Consider the following 17,327-nt stretch of genomic DNA (forward strand, 5'->3'; position numbering starts at 1 on the left):
AGAGGGAGCTAAATCGGACAGCCGATTTGGGCTCGTCGTCCTGGACGCGGCCGAATCGGGAGACGTCGGGGGGTGCTCTAACGCCGTTAGCGCTATCGGCGAGAGAGGGGTCCACGGGTTGCTGGGTGCTACCCAGCCCAAGAAGATGATGCGGTGACGTGATGACGATGTTTCAGGCTGCGTAGCACGCAGCAAACTGTCGGCTCGGTTCCTGCCGATAGCGCTAGCAGTGTTCGCCCGCCCCCCGACGTCTCCCGATTCGGCCTTCACAGTTCGGACGAGCCCAAATCGGCTGTCCGGCTTAGCTCCCTCTCTTTCCCGGAGGGGAAGGGAGGGCGGGGGGAGGGATGGGGAGAGCAACGCACATAGGAGTGGCGAGCTCGAGACTACGCTTACGGACGGTGAATATTCCATTTCAGTCCCCCACGGGCAACTTGCCCGCAACGGAGTACCCAACAACGCCAGCCAGCAGCACGACGAAGCTGTAGCTGAAGGCGTCCAGCGACCAGGGCTGCATCAGCATGGCCAGGCCGATGCCGATCAGCGCGGTGGTCGTGCGCTCCCAAGGCGCGCGCCGGAAGAAGCGTCGGATGTTCATTTGCGGATCGCTCCGAAGGTGACCCCACGCAGCAGGTGCTTGCGCAGCAGCACGGTGAACACCAGCACCGGCAACAGGAAGAGCGTGGTGCCCGCGGCCATGGCCGGCCAGTCGAGCCCGCCCTCGCCGATGATGGTGGGGATGAAGGGCGGCGAGGTCTGCGCGGTGCCGCTGGTGAGCAGCAGCGCGAAGGCGTACTCGTTCCAGGCGAAGATCAGGCAGAAGATCGCGGTGGTCGCGATGCCCGTGGCGGCCTGGGGCAGCACCACGCGCAGGAAGGCTTGCCACCGCGTGTAGCCGTCCACCATCGCCGCCTCCTCGTACTCGCGCGGGATCTCGTCCATGAAGCCTTGCAGCAGCCACACCGCGAGCGACAGGTTGACCACGGTGTAGAGCAGGATCAGCCCCACGTGCGTGTCGTTCAGACCCAAGTGGCGGAACATCAGGTAGACCGGGATCGCGATGGCGATCGGCGGCATCATCCGCGTGGACAGGATGAAGAACAGCAGGTCGTTCTTGCCCGGCACGCGGAAGCGCGAGAACGCGTAGGCCGCGAGCGTGCCCAGGACGATCGACACCAGCGTGGAGCCGAAGCCGATGACCAGCGAGTTGCTGTAGCGGTCGGTGAACCTCGAGGGCCCGGCCAGGATCATCTGCTGGTCGCGCACCAGCGACTCGTACCAGGTGGCCGGCGGCGGCAGCGCCTTCAGTTCCTCGGCGCCGACGCGCGAGCGCGTGGTGAACAGGTTGACGTAGCCGATCAGCGAAGGCTCGGCGATGACCTTTGGCGGGTAGGCGATCGCATCGGTCGGCGTGCGGAAGCTGGTCATGAAGATCCACACGAGCGGGATCAGCGACAGCACCGCATACGCGATGACGACGGAGCCGGCGAACCACTTCGCGCGCGGCGTGGGCTCCAGGGGGCTGTGGACGGTGGCTTTCATCTCTGCTTCACCTTGTCGAGGTAGCGCACGGTCACGAGCGACAGCCCATAGATCGCGACGAAAAGGATGATGGCGAGCGCCGAGGCATAGCCGGTGCGCCATTTCTCGAAGGCCTCGCGCTTGAGGTGGATCGAGGCGACCTCGGTGACGGAGCCCGGCCCGCCGTTGGTGAGCTGGTCCACGAGGTCGAACATCTTGAAGTTCTCGATGGTGCGGAACAAGAGCGCCAGCAGGATGAAGGGCAGCACCATCGGCAACGTGATGCGCCAGAACTTGGTCCACTCCGAGGCGCGGTCGATCTCGGCGGCCTCGTAGAGGTACGGCGGGATGGAGCGCAGGCCGGCCAGCAGCAGCAGCATCACGTAGGGCGTCCACATCCACGTGTCCACGAGGATGATGGCCCAGGGCGAGAGCTGCACGTCGCCCAGCATCGAGAACTTGTCCGGCCCGCCGAAGAACGAGACGATGTAGTTGAAGATGCCGTACTGCGGCTCGAAGAAGTACTTCCAGAACGTGCCCACCACCGCGGGCGCCAGCATCATGGGCAGCAGGATGGCGGTGCTCCAGAAGCCGTGGCCGCGGAAGCGCCGGTTCAGCAGCAGCGCCAGGCCGAAGCCGATGAGCAGCTGCAGCGTGATGGACCAGCACAGGAAGTGCGCGGTGGCCCGCATGTTCTCCCAGATCGCCTCGTCGTTCAGCACGCGCTGGTAGTTGGCGATGCCCACCCACACGCTGCCGGCACCGGGCCGGTTGGCGCGGTAGTTGGTGAACGACAGCCAGATCGTCCACAGCAGCGGGAAGATGTTGAACGCGAGGAGCAGGAGCACGGTCGGGCCGACGAAGAGCCACGCCAGGGCGCGGTCGCCGAGTCCCCGCCCCGGCGCGGCGGCGCTGGGCGCCGCGGCCGGGACCTGCATCCACTGGGAGGACACACGGGCTTTCATCACTTCACCTTGCCGTCTTCCTTGAACACCTCGGACCAGTCCTTGACCAGTGCGTCGAGCGCGGCGTTGGGCGTGCCCTTGCCGGCGACCACGTAGTCATGCACGCGGTTCTGCATGGCCAGCAGCAGCTGCGCGTAGGACGGCTCGGCCCAGAAGTCCTTGACGATCTTCATGGAGTCGAGGAACACCTTCGCGTACGGCGTGCTCTTGTCGAAGCCCGGTGCGTTGAGGATCTGCTGGTGGCAGGTGAAGCCGCCCGAGTCCCACCACTTCTTCTGCACCGTGGGCTGCGCGAACCACTTCAGGTACTCCAGGGCCATGTCCTTCTTGTCGGAGTACTTCACCACCGAGATGCCCTGGCCGCCCAGCTGCGCGAAGTGCTTGTCGCCCTTCGGGATCGGGAAGAAGCCGGTCTTCTCGCCGCCCACCGCCGGGTCCTTGGAGATGCCGGGGAAGAAGGCGATGAAGTTCATCTGCATCGCGACCTGGCCCGACTTGTACGCGTCGAGGTTCTCCGTCATGTACGCGTTGCTGTGGCCCGGGGGCGTGACGGTGTCGTACAGCTCCTTGTAGAGCTTCAGTCCCTTGACCGCGCCGGGGCTGTTGACGAAGCCTTTCATGTCGTACGCCTTGGCGGGGTTCTGGTAGTCGAACCCGTAGGCGTACAGGGTGTTGGTCACGCCCATGGTGATGCCCTCGGAGCCGCGCTCGGTGTAGAGCGCCGCGCCGTAGACCTTCTTGCCGTCGACGTTGCGGTTCTGGAAGAACTGCGCCACCTGCCTGAACTCGTCCCACGTGGTGGGCGGGGCCAGGTCGCGGTTGAACTTCTGCTTGAACTCGGCGCGCAGCTCCGGCCTGGCGAACCAGTCCTTGCGGTAGGTGAACGCCACCGCGTCGCCCATCGCCGGCAGGGCCCAGTAGTTCTTCGAGCCCTTGGGCCACGTCGAGTAGCCCTCGACGGTGGCGGGCATGAAGTCGCCCATCTTGATGCCGTTCCTGTCGAAGAACTCGTTGAGCTTGATGTAGTGGCCTTCGGTGGCGGCCGAGCCGATCCACTGGCTGTCGCCGATCAGCAGGTCGCACAGCTTGCCCTTCGAGTTGAGCTCGTTGAGCATGCGCTGCGCGAAGTTCGGCCACGGCACGAACTCGTACTTCATGTTGATGCCGGTCTTGGCCGTGAAGTCCTTGGACAGCTCGACCAGGGCGTTGGCGGGGTCCCAGGCCGCCCAGCAGAGCGTCAGGGTCTTGTCCTGGGCGTGGGCCGAGAGGCCCGTCATGCCCAGCGCGGCGCCGGCCAGCAGGCACCGCAGGGTGGTTTTCAGCTTCATCGATGCGTCTCCATGCGTAAGGGAAAGGGGTTTCCGCGGCGTCCTGCTCATGCCGATCAGCCGGAGCTGATGGGATTGATGTTAATTACATCAATAAAGCAATCAATCAATACAAACCCTGAGATGGAGTACATTTCGCTGGAGCTGATTGATTTAGCTGAGGGGAATGGCCGCCACCATCCAGCAGATCGCGGAAGCAGCGGGGGTCAGCACGGCCACCGTGGACCGCGTCCTGAACAACCGCCCCGGGGTGAACCCGGCGACGGTGGACAAGGTGCGCGCGGTCATGGCGCAGCTGGGCGCCGGCATGCCCGCGCGCGGCCGCCCGCGCTCGACGCCCAACTACAAGTTCGCCTTCGTGCTGCCGGCCGCGCGGCGCGGTTTCTTCGACATGATCGACCGCGTGGTGGCCCAGGCCGCGGGCGACTTCCGCCACCAGCACATCACCGAGATCACGCACCGGCTGCCCAACACCGATGGCGCGGACTTCGCGGCGGAGCTCGCGAAGATGACGGACCTCGACGGCATCGCACTGCTCGCACCCGATGTGCCGCAGGTCAAGCTCGCGATCAACGAGCTCGTGAGGAGCGGCGTGCATGTGGTGACGTTGTTCTCCGACGTGCCGGGTTCGCTGCGCGAAACCTTCGTCGGCGCCGACAACCGCGCGGCGGGCCGCACCGCGGGCCTGCTGCTCGGGCGCGGGCTGCCGCACGGCGAGGAGGGGCGCTGCCTGATGCTGTCGCCGCCCACGCGGTTCGCGTCGGAGATCGACCGGCGCATCGGCTTCGCGCAGGTGCTGGAGGAGCGCTTCCCGTCGTCGCGGCTCGTGGAGCTGCCCGACCTGCCCGAAGCGGAGGACCAGGCCTACGCGTTCGCGCGCGAGTTCCTCGACCCGGCCCGCATGGGCGGCAAGGTCCACGCCATCTACAACATCGGTCCGGGCTCGCACGGCGTAAGCCGCGCCTTGCAGGAGTACGGCTACGACAGCTCGCTGGGCTTCGTGGTGCACGACCTGCTGGAGATGCACCGCCAGCTGCTGGTGGCCAACGTGGTGTCCTACGTGCTGCAGCAGGACGTGCACTACGCCGTGATGACGGCCGCGCGCGTGCTGCGCCTGCTGTGCGAGGAGGTGCGCGGCGCGCTCGCGGTGAGCAACCCGCGCATCGAAATCCTCACCGCAGAGAACCTTGCGTAGGCGGCGGGGCTGACCATAATGGTGCATCCGGCCGCGACCCCATGAAGAAGTTCACCAACCTCCCGAGCGACCTCGTGTACGAGGCGGCGCTGGGCTTCGCGGCGGCGCACTCGAACCTCGTCGCGCTCAACGAAGACCCGCTCTTCGTGCGCCGGAAAGCGCCGAACCGCTCGAAGGTGGCGCTCATCTCCGGCGGCGGCTCGGGGCACGAGCCGCTGCACATCGGCTTCGTCGGCGAGGGCATGCTGGATGCGGCCTGCCCCGGCGCGGTGTTCACTTCCCCAACGCCCAACCAGATGCTGGCGGCCGCGCGTGCTGTTGCCAGCGACGCGGGCGTGCTCTTCATCGTGAAGAACTACGCGGGCGACGTGATGAACTTCCAGATGGCCATGGACATGATGGACATCGAGTACGCGTCGATCCTGGTCAACGACGACGTGTCGGTGGACTCGGGTGGGCACGGGCCGGGCCGGCGCGGCGTCGCAGGGACCGTGGTCGTCGAGAAGATCGTTGGCGCAGCCGCGGAGCAAGGCATGGACCTCGCCGCGTGCAAGCGCCTCGCGGACAAGGTGAACGCCTGCACCGCGTCGATGGGTGTCGCTTTCACGAGCTGCACCGTGCCCGAAGCCGGGGTGGCGACGTTCGAGATCGGCCCCGACGAGATGGAGGTCGGCGTCGGCATCCACGGCGAGCCGGGCCGGCGCCGCGCGAGCGTGCGGCCCGCGGCGGAGATCGTCGACGAGTTGATGACGCCGATCCTCAAGGACGTCGCCGCCAAGGCGGGCGACGAGGTGCTGCTGTTCGTCAACGGCCTGGGCGGCACCCCGCTGCTCGAGCAGTACCTGCTGTACCACGAGGCCGCGCAGCGCCTGTCGCGCGAAGGGCTCGAGCCGGTGCGCTCCCTGGTCGGCAACTACACCACGTCGCTCGAGATGCAGGGCGCGTCGATCACGGTGACGGTCCTCAACGAGGAGCTCAAGTCACTCTGGGACGCGCGCGCCGTCACGCCGGCCTTCAAGACCTGAGGTCTACAGCAGGTCCGCCGGCACCTTGCCGCCGTTGGCGGCGAGTTTCTGCATCACCGTCTTGTGCAGCCACATGTTCATCTTCGCGGAGTCGGCCATCAGGTCGGCGGGGCAGCCCAGCTCGGTGGCGAGTTCCTTGCGGGCATTGAAGCTGCTGTCGATGTCCAGCAGCTTGAGCAGGTCGACGATGGAGGTGCGCCAATTGAGCTTCTGCGGGTTGGCGGCGGCTTTGGCTTCGAGTTGCGCGGTGACGTCCACCTGGCTCACCGGCTGCACCGCAGGGGCTGCGGGCGCGCCCGCCGGGGCCTTGGGCGGCACGGGTGCGTTGAGCATCGCCTCCACCTTGCTTGCGCCTGCGTCGAAACCGAGTTTGTCGAGGATCTTGCTGAAGAAGCTCATCGTGTTCTCCTTGTTGGCGAGCCCGCATGATGCGCTTCGCCTCGAGGGCTGGCAACCAGCTCACTGGCTGTCATTGCGGGCTTGACCCGCAATCCATCGCCGCGCGCCGGTGCTGTTACCCTGCAACCCAGCCATGGCCGAGCTCGCTTCCCCCACCCCGCCGAAAGGCACGCCGAAGTCCCTCTCCGGGCTGCTGCCCTTCCTGCGCCCCTACCGCGGGCACATCGCGGCAGCGGGCGTGTTCCTCGTGCTCGCCGCCGCCGCCACGTTGCTGTTCCCCGTCGCCCTGCGCGGCATGATCGACGAGGGCATTGCCGCGGGCGGCCACGGCGAGCGGCTCGTCGCGCTGCAAGACAACTTCCTCGCGTTGTTCGCGGTGGCGGTTGCCCTCGGCGTGTTCTCCGCGGCGCGCTTCTACTTCGTCAGCTGGCTCGGCGAGCGCGTGACGGCGGACCTGCGCACCGCCGTCTATGCCCACGTGCTCGAACAGAGCCCGGAGTTCTTCGAGACGACGCAGACCGGTGAAGTGCTCTCGCGCCTGACCACCGACACGACGCTGGTGCAAACCGTCGTGGGCTCTTCGTTCTCGCTCGGCCTGCGCAACGTGGTGATGGGCGTCGGCGCACTCGCGATGCTGGTCTACACGCATCCGTATGTGATGTCGCTGGTCCTCGCGGCGGTGCTGCTGGTGGTGCTGCCCGCAATGGCTTTCGGGCGACGCGTGCGCAAGCTCTCGCGCGCAAGCCAGGACCGCGTGGCCGATTCGAGCGCGATCGCGGCGGAAGTGCTCAACGCCATTCCGGTCGTGCAAAGCTACACGGCGGAGGCTCGCGAGGCGCGGCGCTTCGGCGACGCGACGGAGAACGCGTTTCGCACCGGCATCCGGCGCACGCGCGCACGGGCCGTGCTGGTGGCGTTCATCATCATCGCGAACGCGGCCCTGATGCTGTGGGGCTTGTACAAGGGCACGCAGGCGGTGATGGCGGGGCAGTTGACCGCCGGCCAGCTCGGGCAGGCGGCGCTGTACGTGATCATCTTCGCGGGGGCCGTGGGTGTGCTCGGCGAGGTGTATGGCGATCTCTTGCGTGCCGCCGGTGCGACCGAGCGGTTGATGGAGCTGCTGGCCAGCCGCTCGCCCGTGACCTCGCCTGTGGACGCGGTTGCAGCGCCACGGCCCGCCGGCGGCAGCGCGGTCGCCTTCGACAACGTGACGTTCCACTACCCGTCGCGTCCCGCCGCGCCCTCGCTCAGGGACTTCCAGCTCACCGTCGCGCCCGGTGAGACCGTGGCTCTCGTTGGAGCCAGCGGCGCCGGCAAGACAACCGTTTTCTCCTTGCTGCTGCGGTTCTACGACCCGTCCAGCGGCGAGATCGCCATCGACGGCACGCCGATCCGCGCGATGGCGCTCGCGGACCTGCGCTCGCGCATCGCGCTCGTGCCGCAGGACGCGGTGATCTTCTCGGCCAATGCACTGGAGAACATCCGGTACGGCCGGCCCGGGGCAACCGACGAAGAGGTGCACGCGGCGGCGCGCGCTGCCTTCGCCGACGACTTCATCCGCGCCCTGCCCCAGGGCTACGACACCTTCCTTGGCGAACGTGGCGTGCGCATCTCGGGCGGGCAGCGCCAGCGCATCGCGATCGCACGCGCGATGCTCAAGAACGCACCCTTGCTGCTGCTGGACGAAGCGACGAGCGCACTCGACGCCGAGAGCGAGCGGATGGTGCAGGCGGCTCTTGAGTCCGCGATGAAGGGGCGCACGACGCTCGTCATCGCGCACCGGTTGGCGACGGTGCAGCGGGCGGATCGCATCGTGGTGATGGACCTCGGACGGATCGTCGAAGTGGGCCGGCACGAAGAGCTCGTCGCGTCGGGTGGGACGTACGCACGGCTTGCTTCGCTGCAGTTCCTCGACTGACTAGGACGCCCCCAACCGCCTCACGCGCTCCTCGATGCGCGCGCGCAGGCGCCAACGACCGGCATCCGCGAGCATCCGCCCCGCCCACCGGAACACGTTGAACTCGCGCACCGTGCTGCGCAGGCTGGCCATGCGCTCGCGCTGTTCGGCCGGCGGCATGACAGCCGCGCGATGCAGCGCATCCGCCGTCTCCTCGACGTGGTAGGGGTTGACGATCAGCGCCTCCGGCATCTCGCGCGCCGCCCCCGCGAAGCGGCTGAGGATCAGCACGCCCTGCTGGTCGTCGCGCGCGGCGACGAACTCCTTGCACACGAGGTTCATGCCGTCGTGCAGGCTGGTCACGAGGCAGATGTCCGCGGCGCGGAAGAGCTCCATCACGGCATCGTGCTCGTGGTGCTTCGCGAGCAGCACGATGGGCGCATACGTGCCGTTGCCGAAGCGCGCGTTGATGCGGTCGGCCAGCTCCTGCACGCGCAGGCTGAAGTTGCGGTATTCGTCCAGCGCCGCGCGCGTAGGCGCCGCCACTTGCACGAGCACGAAGCGGCCCACCCACTCCGGGTGCTTCTCGAGGAAGCGCTCCACCGCGTTCATGCGCTCCAGGATGCCCTTGGTGTAGTCGAAGCGGTCGATGCCCACCGCGATGCACGCCTGCTGCGGCAGCGCCAGGCGCGCAACGACATTGGCGCGGCACTGCGCCACCGGCGGCATGGACTCGTCCTCGCGCGGCCACTCGATGGAGATGGGGTAGCTCTCCACCAGCGTGTCCTTCTCGCGGTAGGAGATCGTGGAGTGCTCGTGCTCGATGCGCGCTTCCAGGTAACGGTCCACCGTCTCGATGAAGTTCTTGCAGTGGTAGCGCGTGTGGAAGCCGAGGATGGTGCTGCCCAGCATGCCCTGCAGGATCTCGCGGCGCCACGGGCAGATGCCGAAGGACTCCGGGTTCGGCCACGGGATGTGCCAGAAGGTGAGGATCGTGGCGCGCGGCAGCTTCTCGCGAATCAACGCGGGCAGCAGCGCGAAGTGGTAGTCCTGCACCAGCACGACGGGGTCGTCGCCGCGCGCTTCGGCCACCACCGCATCGGCAAAGCGCCGGTTCACCTCCTTGTAGGCCTGCCAGTCGGATTCGCGGAACACAGGCCGCACGTGCGCCACGTGGCACAGCGGCCAGAGGCCCTCGTTGGCGAAGCCGTAGTAGTAGCCCTGCTCTTCCTCCGGCGTGAGCCAGATGCGGCGCAGCCAGTAATCGTCGTGGCCGGGCGGGACGGCCACGCGGTCGGCTGCGTCCACCACGTCGCGGTCGGCCGAGCCGCTGCCGTGCGCGATCCAAGTGCCGGAGCACGCCCGCATCACGGGCTCCACCGCCGTGACAAGCCCGCTTGCAGGGCGCTTGACCACGATGCCGGTCTCGGTCTTCTCGTGGATGTAGGGCTCGCGGTTGGAGACCACGATCACCTGGTCGCCGCTCAATTGCGTCTTGAGCAACTGTCGCAGGCGCCCGGCGTTCCACTCCGTCTCGGGACCTTGCGAGCGGCGGTACTCGTCCTCGAGGTCGCGCAACCGTCCGCGCAGGTCGGCGGCGAGCGGCGCCAGTTCCGGCGACGACGTGATCGGCGCGAGCAGCACCTCGCCGCGCATGAGCGCACGTGCGCCATTCACCCAGCCGCGCCAGCTGAGCTGCGCCACGACGACGGTGATGAACGAGATGACGAGGCCGAGCGCCGCGATCATCCCGATCAGGTAGCGGCGAGTGTCCTGGCTGCGGCGCTCGATGAAGCTCAGGTCGTGCAGCAGCACGATGCGCGCGAGCACGAGCGGCTCCGAGGTCGTCGCCGGTTCTTCGGCCGGCGGCAGTTGCGGCAGCGGCAAGCCGAACTCGGCACCAGTGCCCGGCGTGCGTGGCCGGCGGTCGAGCACGTCGCGCACAGCCACGTGCACCGAGCCGCCTTCAAGGGCGAGGTGCGGCTGCGCCTCCTGCGCCACTTCCGCTGCGCGTTCGCAGTCGAGCGTCGCGGGGTAGCGGTCCGTCTTCGTGAGCAAAGCGCCGGACGGGCTGCACACGCCGACCGCGAACAGGCGCTCGTCCTCCACCGCGCGGTTGAACAGCGGCTTGAGGCGCTGCACGCGGTCGTACAGGACGGCGTCGGCCACGGAATCCGAGAGCGCATTCGCGACCAGGATGCCGCGGCTGGTGAGGTCGCGGCTGAACCACCGCAGCGTGAGCTTGTCGAATACGGGGGCTGCGAGCCACGCCGCCGCGATGAGCGTGGCAACGAGGGGCAGCAGGAAGCGGAGCTGGAGCCGGTAGGTCTTCATCGGGGGAGAAGACCATCATATTCGTACGAATATGGTCGAGCAGCCCGCTTACTGGAGGGGACCTTTCAGTGCGTCCGGGATCGGCAGCGGCATGACGCCGATGCCTTCTTCGAGCAGCGCCTCGGTCTGCTCGCGCGAGGCCTTGCCGCGGATGCCGCGCTCCTCGCTTTCGCCGTAGTGGATCTTGCGGGCTTCATCGGCGAAGCGCTCGCCGACGTCCTCGGTGTTGGCCATGACGTGGCGCACCATCTTCAGGTACGCGGCCTGCATGGCGGCGTCGGGCGTGGCCATCACTTCGCGCTTGGGCTCTTCACGCGCGGCGCCGAGGTTCAGGCGCGGCGCGCTGGGCAGCTTCTGGACATGCTGGTCGCCGCACATCGGGCACTCCACCAGCCCGCGCGCATGCTGCCCCTGGAAGTCGTCTTCCGAGGCGAACCAGCCTTCGAAGGCGTGGCCGCTGCTGCACTGGAGGTTCAGGACCTTCATGGTCCTTCAATTATGCTCGCCAGTCCAATTTCCAAGCCCCGGACAGGATGTTCTGCAGCCAAAGGGCCGCGACCAGGGTCTTGGAGTCGTTCACCTTGCCGTCGCGGCACCACGCGAGGAACTCCTCCGGGGTTGCGAGGATGGTGTCGAGGAACTCGCCCTCGTCCAGCTGCGCCGCGCCGGCCGTGAGCCCCCGGGCGAAGAAGATGTGGATGTACTCGTCGGAGTAGCCGATGCAGTGGGCGATCTTGCCCGCGTACGCCCACTCGGCGCCGCTGTAGCCGGTCTCTTCCAGCAGCTCGCGTTTGGCGCAGGACAGCAGGTCCTCGCCCGGGTCGATCTTGCCGGCCGGCACTTCGATCATCACCTGCCGCACCGGGTAGCGGTACTGCCGCTCCAGCACGATGCGGCCGTCGGGCAGCAGCGGCACAACCAGCACGGCGCCGGGGTGCAGCACGTACTCGCGCGTGGCGAGCTTGCCGTCCGGCAGCCGCACGGTGTCCTTCACCGCGTGCAGCAAGCGGCCTTTGTAGACCTCCTCGCGGGAGACCTGCTCCTCGATGAGGTGCTTGTCATCCATCATTCGCCGCCGGGCCGCCCCAAGGCGAATGAAGCCCCCTCGGGGGGCAGCGAACCACACGAAGTGGGGAGCGTGGGGGTCGTCATTTGTTTTTGCGCAAGTAGCGCCAGGTGAAGCCGGGGAAGGCGAGCGTGATGAAGAGCGCGCCCGTGATCGCGTAGAACTCCCAGCCCTGCGGCGCGATCTGGCCCAGCCGCTTCTCGAGCAGCAGGCCCATGCCGATCACGAGGAAATACAGCGCCACGAGTTCGCCCACGTGCATGGCGAAGTTCTTGCCCCGCTTGAGGGGCACGATGCCGAACAGCCGGCCGGTGAGGAAGGGCAGGTTCGCCGCGATGACCGCGGCGATCAACACCGCCCAGACCGATGCCGACTGCGACACGTCAGCCCTTCGCCGGGCCGCCCCAAGAAGGGCTGCGCCCCCTCGGGGGGCAGCGACGACACGCAGTGCGGAGCGTGGGGGCCAACATTCCTAGGTGCCCAGGGTCTTGACGATCGCGTCCATGCACAACGTGAGCAGTCCGCCGGGCACGATGCCGAGCACGAGCACCAGCGCACCGTTGATGGACAGCACCACGCGCACGTCGGTGGGCGCGGCCACCGTGGTGGCGGTGAGCGGCTCGTCGAAGTACATGACCTTCACGACGCGCAGGTAGTAGAACGCCGCGATCAGCGACATGATCACCGCGTAGATCGCCAGCCCCACGTACAGGCCCTGCCCCGACGCGACCAGCGCCTGCAGCACGGTGAGCTTGGCGTAGAACCCCACCATCGGCGGGATGCCGGCCAGCGAGAAGAGGCAGATCGACATGATGGCCGCGTAGAGCGGGCTGCGCTGGTTGAGGCCGGCGAGGTCGGTGATCTCCTCGCTCTCGAAGCCTTCGCGCGCCAGCAGCAGGATGATGCCGAAGCTGCCCAGCGTGGTAAGCACGTAGGTGACGATGTAGAACATCGCCGCGCTGTACGCGTTGGCGCCGTTCTCGGTATTGCCGTTCACCACGCCGACCGCGAGGCCGAGGACCACGAAGCCCATCTGGCCGATGGTCGAATAGGCCAGCATGCGCTTGAGGTTGCTCTGCGCGATGGCCGCGAGGTTGCCGATGGCCAGCGAGCAGACAGCGAGCACGATCAGCATCTTCTGCCAGTCGATCGCGAGCGGGATCAGGCCTTCGACCAGCAGGCGCATCGTCATCGCGAAGGCCGCCAGCTCCGGCGCGCTGCCGATCATCAGCGTGACGGCCGTGGGCGCCCCCTGGTAAACATCGGGGATCCACATGTGGAACGGCGCGGCACCCAGCTTGAACGCGAGGCCGGACACGATGAACACGAGGCCGAACACCAGCACCTGGTGGTTGATGCGGCCCGTGCCGACGGCCTTGAACACCTGCTCGATGTCCAGCGAACCGGTGGCGCCGTACAGCATCGACAGGCCGTAGAGCAGGAAGCCGCTGGCCATCGCACCGAGCACGAAGTACTTCATCGCCGCTTCGGTGGACACGGTGTGGTCGCGGCGCAGCGCCACGAGCGCGTAGCTGGAGAGCGTGAGCAGTTCCAGGCCCAGGTACAGCACGAGGAAGTTGCTGCCCGAGATCATGATGAAGATGCCCATGAGCGCGAACATCGCGAGCGTGAACATCTCGCCGCCGCGCAGCATGTCGCGGTCGCCGGCGTAGGGGCGGCCATAGACGAGGCACACCATCATGGCGATGGTGGAGAAGCACTTGAGCCAGTTGCCCATGGGGTCGGCCACCACCATGCGGCCGAAGCCGTAGATGGTGTCGCCGTCGAGCGCCGCGTTGGCGGTGGTGAACGCGACGAAGCCCAGCGTGAGCAGCGTGAGCACGTAGGTGACCGTGCGGCGCGCGGACGTCACGCCCAGGTCGATCATCGCGATCAGGCAGGAAGCGACGAGCAGCACCAGCTCCGGGTGCACGGACGTCCAGCTGTTGGAATCGATCATTTCTGCAGCCTCCGACGAGCCGCCTCTAGGAGGCTGAAGCCCCCTCGGGGGGCAGAGAACGTAGTGAACGTGGGGGTTAACATTTCTTCACTGCAGCTTGGAGACCGCGACGTGCTTCAGGAAGTCCGCCACCGACGCGTTCATGATGTCCGTGAAGGGCTTCGGGTGCAGGCCCATGTACAGGACGGCGATCGCCAGCAGGCCCAGCATCAGGAACTCGCGGGCGTTGATGTCCGTGAGCTCGCGCACTTCCTCGTTGGCGACGGCGCCGAAGTACACGCGCTTGACCATCCACAGCGTGTACGCCGCGCCGAAGATCAGCGCCGTGGCGGCCAGCAGGCCGATCCAGAAGTTGAACTTCACCGCGCCCAGGATCACCATCCACTCGCCCACGAAACCGGCGGTGGCGGGCAGGCCGCAGTTGGCCATCGCGAACAGCACGGCGAACGCCGTGAAGTTCGGCATGGTGTTCACCACTCCGCCGTAGCTGGAGATCATGCGCGAGTGCACCCGGTCGTACAGCACGCCCACGCAGAGGAACATGGCGCCCGAGACGAAGCCGTGCGCGATCATCTGCACGATGCCGCCCGACACGCCGAGGTCATTGAAGATGAAGAAGCCGAGCGTGACGAAACCCATGTGCGCCACGGACGAATAGGCGATCAGCTTCTTCATGTCCTGCTGCACCATCGCAACGAGGCCCACGTAGATCACGGCGATCAACGACAGCGCGATGATGAACCACGCCCATTCACGCGACGCGTCGGGCGCGATCGGCATCGAGAACCGCAGGAAGCCGTAGGCACCCAGTTTCAGCATGATGGCCGCCAGCACCGCGGAGCCGCCCGTGGGCGCCTCGACGTGCACGTCGGGCAGCCAGGTGTGCACCGGCCACATCGGCACCTTCACCGCGAAGGCCGCGAAGAATCCGAAGAACAGAAGCACCTGCGCCGACATCGGGATCGGCAGCTTGTGCCACGTCGCGATGTCGAAGCTGCCGCCGGACTTGGTGTAGAGGTACACCAAGGCGATCAGCATCAGCAGCGAGCCGAGCAGCGTGTACAGGAAGAACTTGAACGCCGCGTAGATCTTGTTGGGGCCGCCCCAGATACCGATGATCAAATACATCGGGATCAGCGTGGCCTCGAAGAACACGTAGAACAGCACCGCGTCGAGCGCGCAGAACACGCCGATCATCAGGCCCGAGAGGATCAGGAACGCGCCCATGTACTGGTTGACGCGCTCGGTGATCACTTCCCAGGCGGAGATGACCACCACCACGGTGATGAACGCCGTGAGCAGCACGAACCAGAACGAGATGCCGTCGATGCCGAGGTGGTAGTTGACGTGGAAGCGGTCGATCCACGGCGACTTCTCGACGAACTGGAAGGCGGACGTGGCGCGGTCGAATTTCGAGAACAGCGGCAGCGTGACGAGGAAGCTGGCGACGGAGCCGATCAGCGCGATCCAGCGCACCACGCGCGCCTGGTCGTCGCGGCCCAGCGCCAGCAGGATGGCGCCGAACACGATCGGCGTCCAGATGGCAAGACTCAAGAGTCCCATTCTTCTTGTTCTCCTACTTGAGCCAGATCTGTTTGAGCGTCGGCCACGTGACGAAGTACGTCATGAGCACGATCACGCCGAGCAGCATCGCGAAGGCGTAGTGGTAGATGTAGCCGGACTGCACCCAGCGGATGACGCCCGCGAACCAGCCGACCGCGCGCGCGCTGCCGTTGACGAACACGCCCTCGATGACGCCCTGGTCGCCGCCCTTCCACAGGCCGGTGCCGAGTGCGCGCGCCGCGCGGGCGATGACGTTCTCGTTGATCCAGTCCATGTAGTACTTGTTGTCCAGCAGCTTGTACAGCGGCTCCACGCGCGCCTTGATCGCCGCGGGCAGCGCCGGGTTCTTCATGTACATGTACCAGGCGGTCACGACGCCCGCGAGCGCCAGCCAGAACACCGGCGTGGTCAGCCCGTGCAGCGCCATCTGCGCCGCGCCATGGAACTCGTGCTTGAGCATCGACATCGCGGGGTGCTTGTCCGAGTCGACGACGATCGCGTCCTTGAAGAAGTCGCCGAACAGCATCGGCTGCACGGTGAGGAAGCCGATCACCACCGAGGGGAAGGCCAGCAGGATCAGCGGCGCGGTGACGACCCAGGGCGACTCGTGCGGCTTGGCGTGGTCCGCATGGTGGCCATGGTCGGGCTCCTCGTGCGCGTCGTGGTGGTGGTGCGCGTCCGGGTTCTGGTCGTAGCGCTCCGCGCCGTGGAACACCAGGAAGTACATGCGGAACGAGTAGAACGCCGTCACGAAGACGCCCGCCATCACCGCGAAATACGCGAAGCCGCGGCCCCACACCGTCGACAGGTGCACCGCCTCGATGATCATGTCCTTGGAATAGAACCCGGCGAAGAGGGGCGTGCCGATCAGCGCCAGCGAGCCCAGCAGCGACGTGATCCACGTGATGGGCATGTACTTGCGCACGTTGCCCATGTAGCGGATGTCCTGGTTGTGGTGCATGCCGATGATCACCGAGCCGGCCGCGAGGAACAGCAGCGCCTTGAAGAACGCGTGCGTCATCAGGTGGAACACGGCCACCGAGTAGGCGGACGCGCCCAGCGCCACGGTCATGTAACCCAGCTGCGACAGCGTGGAATACGCCACCACGCGCTTGATGTCGTTCTGGATGATGCCGAGGAAGCCCATGAACAGGGCCGTGATCGCGCCGATGATCATCACGAAGGACAGCGCGGTCTCCGACAGCTCGAACAGCGGCGACATGCGCGCCACCATGAAGATGCCGGCCGTCACCATCGTGGCGGCGTGGATCAGCGCGGAGATCGGCGTCGGGCCTTCCATCGAGTCGGGCAGCCACACGTGCAGCGGGAACTGCGCGCTCTTGCCCATGGCGCCGATGAAGAGGCAGATGCAGATGACGGTGATCAGCTGCCACTCGGTGCCCGGCAGGAAGCCGGCCTTGGCCAGCTCGTGGGCCTTGCCGAACACCTCGCCGTACGCGAGCGAGCCGCTGTACGCGACGATCAGGCCGATGCCGAGGATGAAGCCGAAGTCGCCGACGCGGTTGACCAGGAAGGCCTTGAGGTTGGCGAAGATGGCCGTCGGCTTGGTGTACCAGAAGCCGATCAGCAGGTAGGAAACGAGGCCCACCGCCTCCCAGCCGAAGAACAGCTGCAGGAAGTTGTTGCTCATGACCAGCATGAGCATCGAGAAGGTGAAGAGCGAGATGTAGCCGAAGAAGCGGTTGTAGCCCTCGTCCTCTTCCATGTAGCCGATGGTGTAGATGTGCACCATCAGCGACACGAACGTCACCACGCACATCATCATCGCGGTGAGGCCGTCGACGAGGAAGCCCACCTCCATCTTCAGGCCGCCCACCACCATCCACTCGTAGAGGGTCTGGTTGAAGCGCGCGCCGTCCACGGCCACGCTCTTGAGCGTCATCACGGAGATGACGAAGGCGATGAACACGCCCAGGATGGTGAGCGTGTGCGAGAGGCGCCGGCCGAAGATGCGGCCGCCGAAGGTGGTGCCGAAGATGCCGGCCGCGATCGCGCCCGCCAGGGGCGCGAGCGGTACGGCGAGCAGCGTCGATGCGTTCAGTGTTGAAGCCAT

Annotated in this window: 15 protein-coding genes; 3 read left to right on the plus strand and 12 right to left on the minus strand. The window is 66.7% G+C overall.

Features of this window, described 5'->3' with window-relative positions; genetic code table 11:
* Window positions 1–415 precede the first annotated feature (415 nt).
* The 4 genes from H8R02_RS21915 to H8R02_RS21930 are packed head-to-tail and all read right to left on the minus strand — an operon-like array spanning window position 416 to window position 3,814.
* Entirely contained in the window at window positions 416–598 is a 183-nt protein-coding gene (locus tag H8R02_RS21915) for a hypothetical protein (RefSeq protein WP_187083628.1), read from the minus strand.
* Window positions 595–1,542 carry a carbohydrate ABC transporter permease gene (locus tag H8R02_RS21920; RefSeq protein ID WP_187083629.1) on the minus strand — a complete coding sequence of 316 codons (948 nt, stop codon included), beginning with the start codon at window positions 1,540–1,542 and terminating at the stop codon, window positions 595–597. Before H8R02_RS21920 ends, H8R02_RS21915 begins: the two co-directional genes overlap by 4 nt.
* Window positions 1,539–2,486 carry a carbohydrate ABC transporter permease gene (locus tag H8R02_RS21925; protein WP_187083630.1) on the minus strand — a complete coding sequence of 316 codons (948 nt, stop codon included), beginning with the start codon at window positions 2,484–2,486 and terminating at the stop codon, window positions 1,539–1,541. The genes H8R02_RS21920 and H8R02_RS21925 overlap by 4 nt, the downstream gene beginning before the upstream one ends.
* Complete coding sequence (locus tag H8R02_RS21930) at window positions 2,486–3,814, minus strand: ABC transporter substrate-binding protein (protein ID WP_187083631.1); 1,329 nt, start codon at window positions 3,812–3,814, stop codon at window positions 2,486–2,488. Before H8R02_RS21930 ends, H8R02_RS21925 begins: the two co-directional genes overlap by 1 nt.
* A 166-nt stretch (window positions 3,815–3,980) precedes the next feature.
* On the opposite strand from H8R02_RS21930, the gene H8R02_RS21935 reads away from it, so the two are divergent.
* Together H8R02_RS21935 and dhaK are read left to right on the plus strand one after the other, a co-directional pair.
* On the plus strand, window positions 3,981–5,009 hold the full coding sequence (locus H8R02_RS21935) for a LacI family DNA-binding transcriptional regulator (protein WP_187083632.1): 1,029 nt from the start codon (window positions 3,981–3,983) through the stop codon (window positions 5,007–5,009).
* Window positions 5,010–5,050: 41 nt separating this feature from the next.
* On the plus strand, window positions 5,051–6,034 hold the full coding sequence (gene dhaK, locus H8R02_RS21940) for a dihydroxyacetone kinase subunit DhaK (protein ID WP_187083633.1): 984 nt from the start codon (window positions 5,051–5,053) through the stop codon (window positions 6,032–6,034).
* A gap of 3 nt (window positions 6,035–6,037) precedes the next feature.
* Here dhaK and H8R02_RS21945 read toward each other — a convergent pair whose 3' ends face one another.
* Complete coding sequence (locus tag H8R02_RS21945) at window positions 6,038–6,433, minus strand: DUF3597 domain-containing protein (RefSeq protein WP_187083634.1); 396 nt, start codon at window positions 6,431–6,433, stop codon at window positions 6,038–6,040.
* A 133-nt stretch (window positions 6,434–6,566) separates the two neighbouring features.
* Between H8R02_RS21945 and H8R02_RS21950 the strand changes: the two genes are divergently transcribed.
* Entirely contained in the window at window positions 6,567–8,351 is a 1,785-nt protein-coding gene (locus tag H8R02_RS21950) for an ABC transporter transmembrane domain-containing protein (RefSeq protein ID WP_187083635.1), read from the plus strand.
* Here the strand turns inward: H8R02_RS21950 and H8R02_RS21955 are convergent, their stop codons facing one another.
* From H8R02_RS21955 to nuoL, 7 genes are all read right to left on the minus strand, one after another.
* Window positions 8,352–10,664: a trehalose-6-phosphate synthase gene (locus H8R02_RS21955; protein WP_187083636.1), complete on the minus strand. Its 2,313-nt coding sequence runs from the start codon at window positions 10,662–10,664 to the stop codon at window positions 8,352–8,354.
* Between the two features lie 48 nt (window positions 10,665–10,712).
* Window positions 10,713–11,150, minus strand: coding sequence for a DUF1178 family protein (locus H8R02_RS21960; RefSeq protein WP_187083637.1), 438 nt, complete (start codon window positions 11,148–11,150; stop codon window positions 10,713–10,715).
* A 10-nt stretch (window positions 11,151–11,160) separates the two neighbouring features.
* Window positions 11,161–11,730 (minus strand): NUDIX domain-containing protein, encoded by a 570-nt coding sequence (locus tag H8R02_RS21965; protein ID WP_187083638.1) that lies wholly within the window; start codon window positions 11,728–11,730, stop codon window positions 11,161–11,163.
* An 82-nt stretch (window positions 11,731–11,812) separates the two neighbouring features.
* Window positions 11,813–12,112: a DUF2818 family protein gene (locus H8R02_RS21970; RefSeq protein ID WP_187083639.1), complete on the minus strand. Its 300-nt coding sequence runs from the start codon at window positions 12,110–12,112 to the stop codon at window positions 11,813–11,815.
* A gap of 90 nt (window positions 12,113–12,202) precedes the next feature.
* On the minus strand, window positions 12,203–13,690 hold the full coding sequence (gene nuoN, locus H8R02_RS21975) for an NADH-quinone oxidoreductase subunit NuoN (protein WP_187083640.1): 1,488 nt from the start codon (window positions 13,688–13,690) through the stop codon (window positions 12,203–12,205).
* Window positions 13,691–13,777: 87 nt separating this feature from the next.
* Window positions 13,778–15,253, minus strand: coding sequence for an NADH-quinone oxidoreductase subunit M (locus H8R02_RS21980; protein WP_187083641.1), 1,476 nt, complete (start codon window positions 15,251–15,253; stop codon window positions 13,778–13,780).
* Window positions 15,254–15,266: 13 nt separating this feature from the next.
* On the minus strand, window positions 15,267–17,327 hold the full coding sequence (gene nuoL / locus H8R02_RS21985) for an NADH-quinone oxidoreductase subunit L (protein ID WP_187083642.1): 2,061 nt from the start codon (window positions 17,325–17,327) through the stop codon (window positions 15,267–15,269).

The sequence above is a fragment of the Ramlibacter albus genome, assembly GCF_014297445.1.
Classification (GTDB): Bacteria; Pseudomonadota; Gammaproteobacteria; order Burkholderiales; family Burkholderiaceae_C; genus Ramlibacter; species Ramlibacter albus.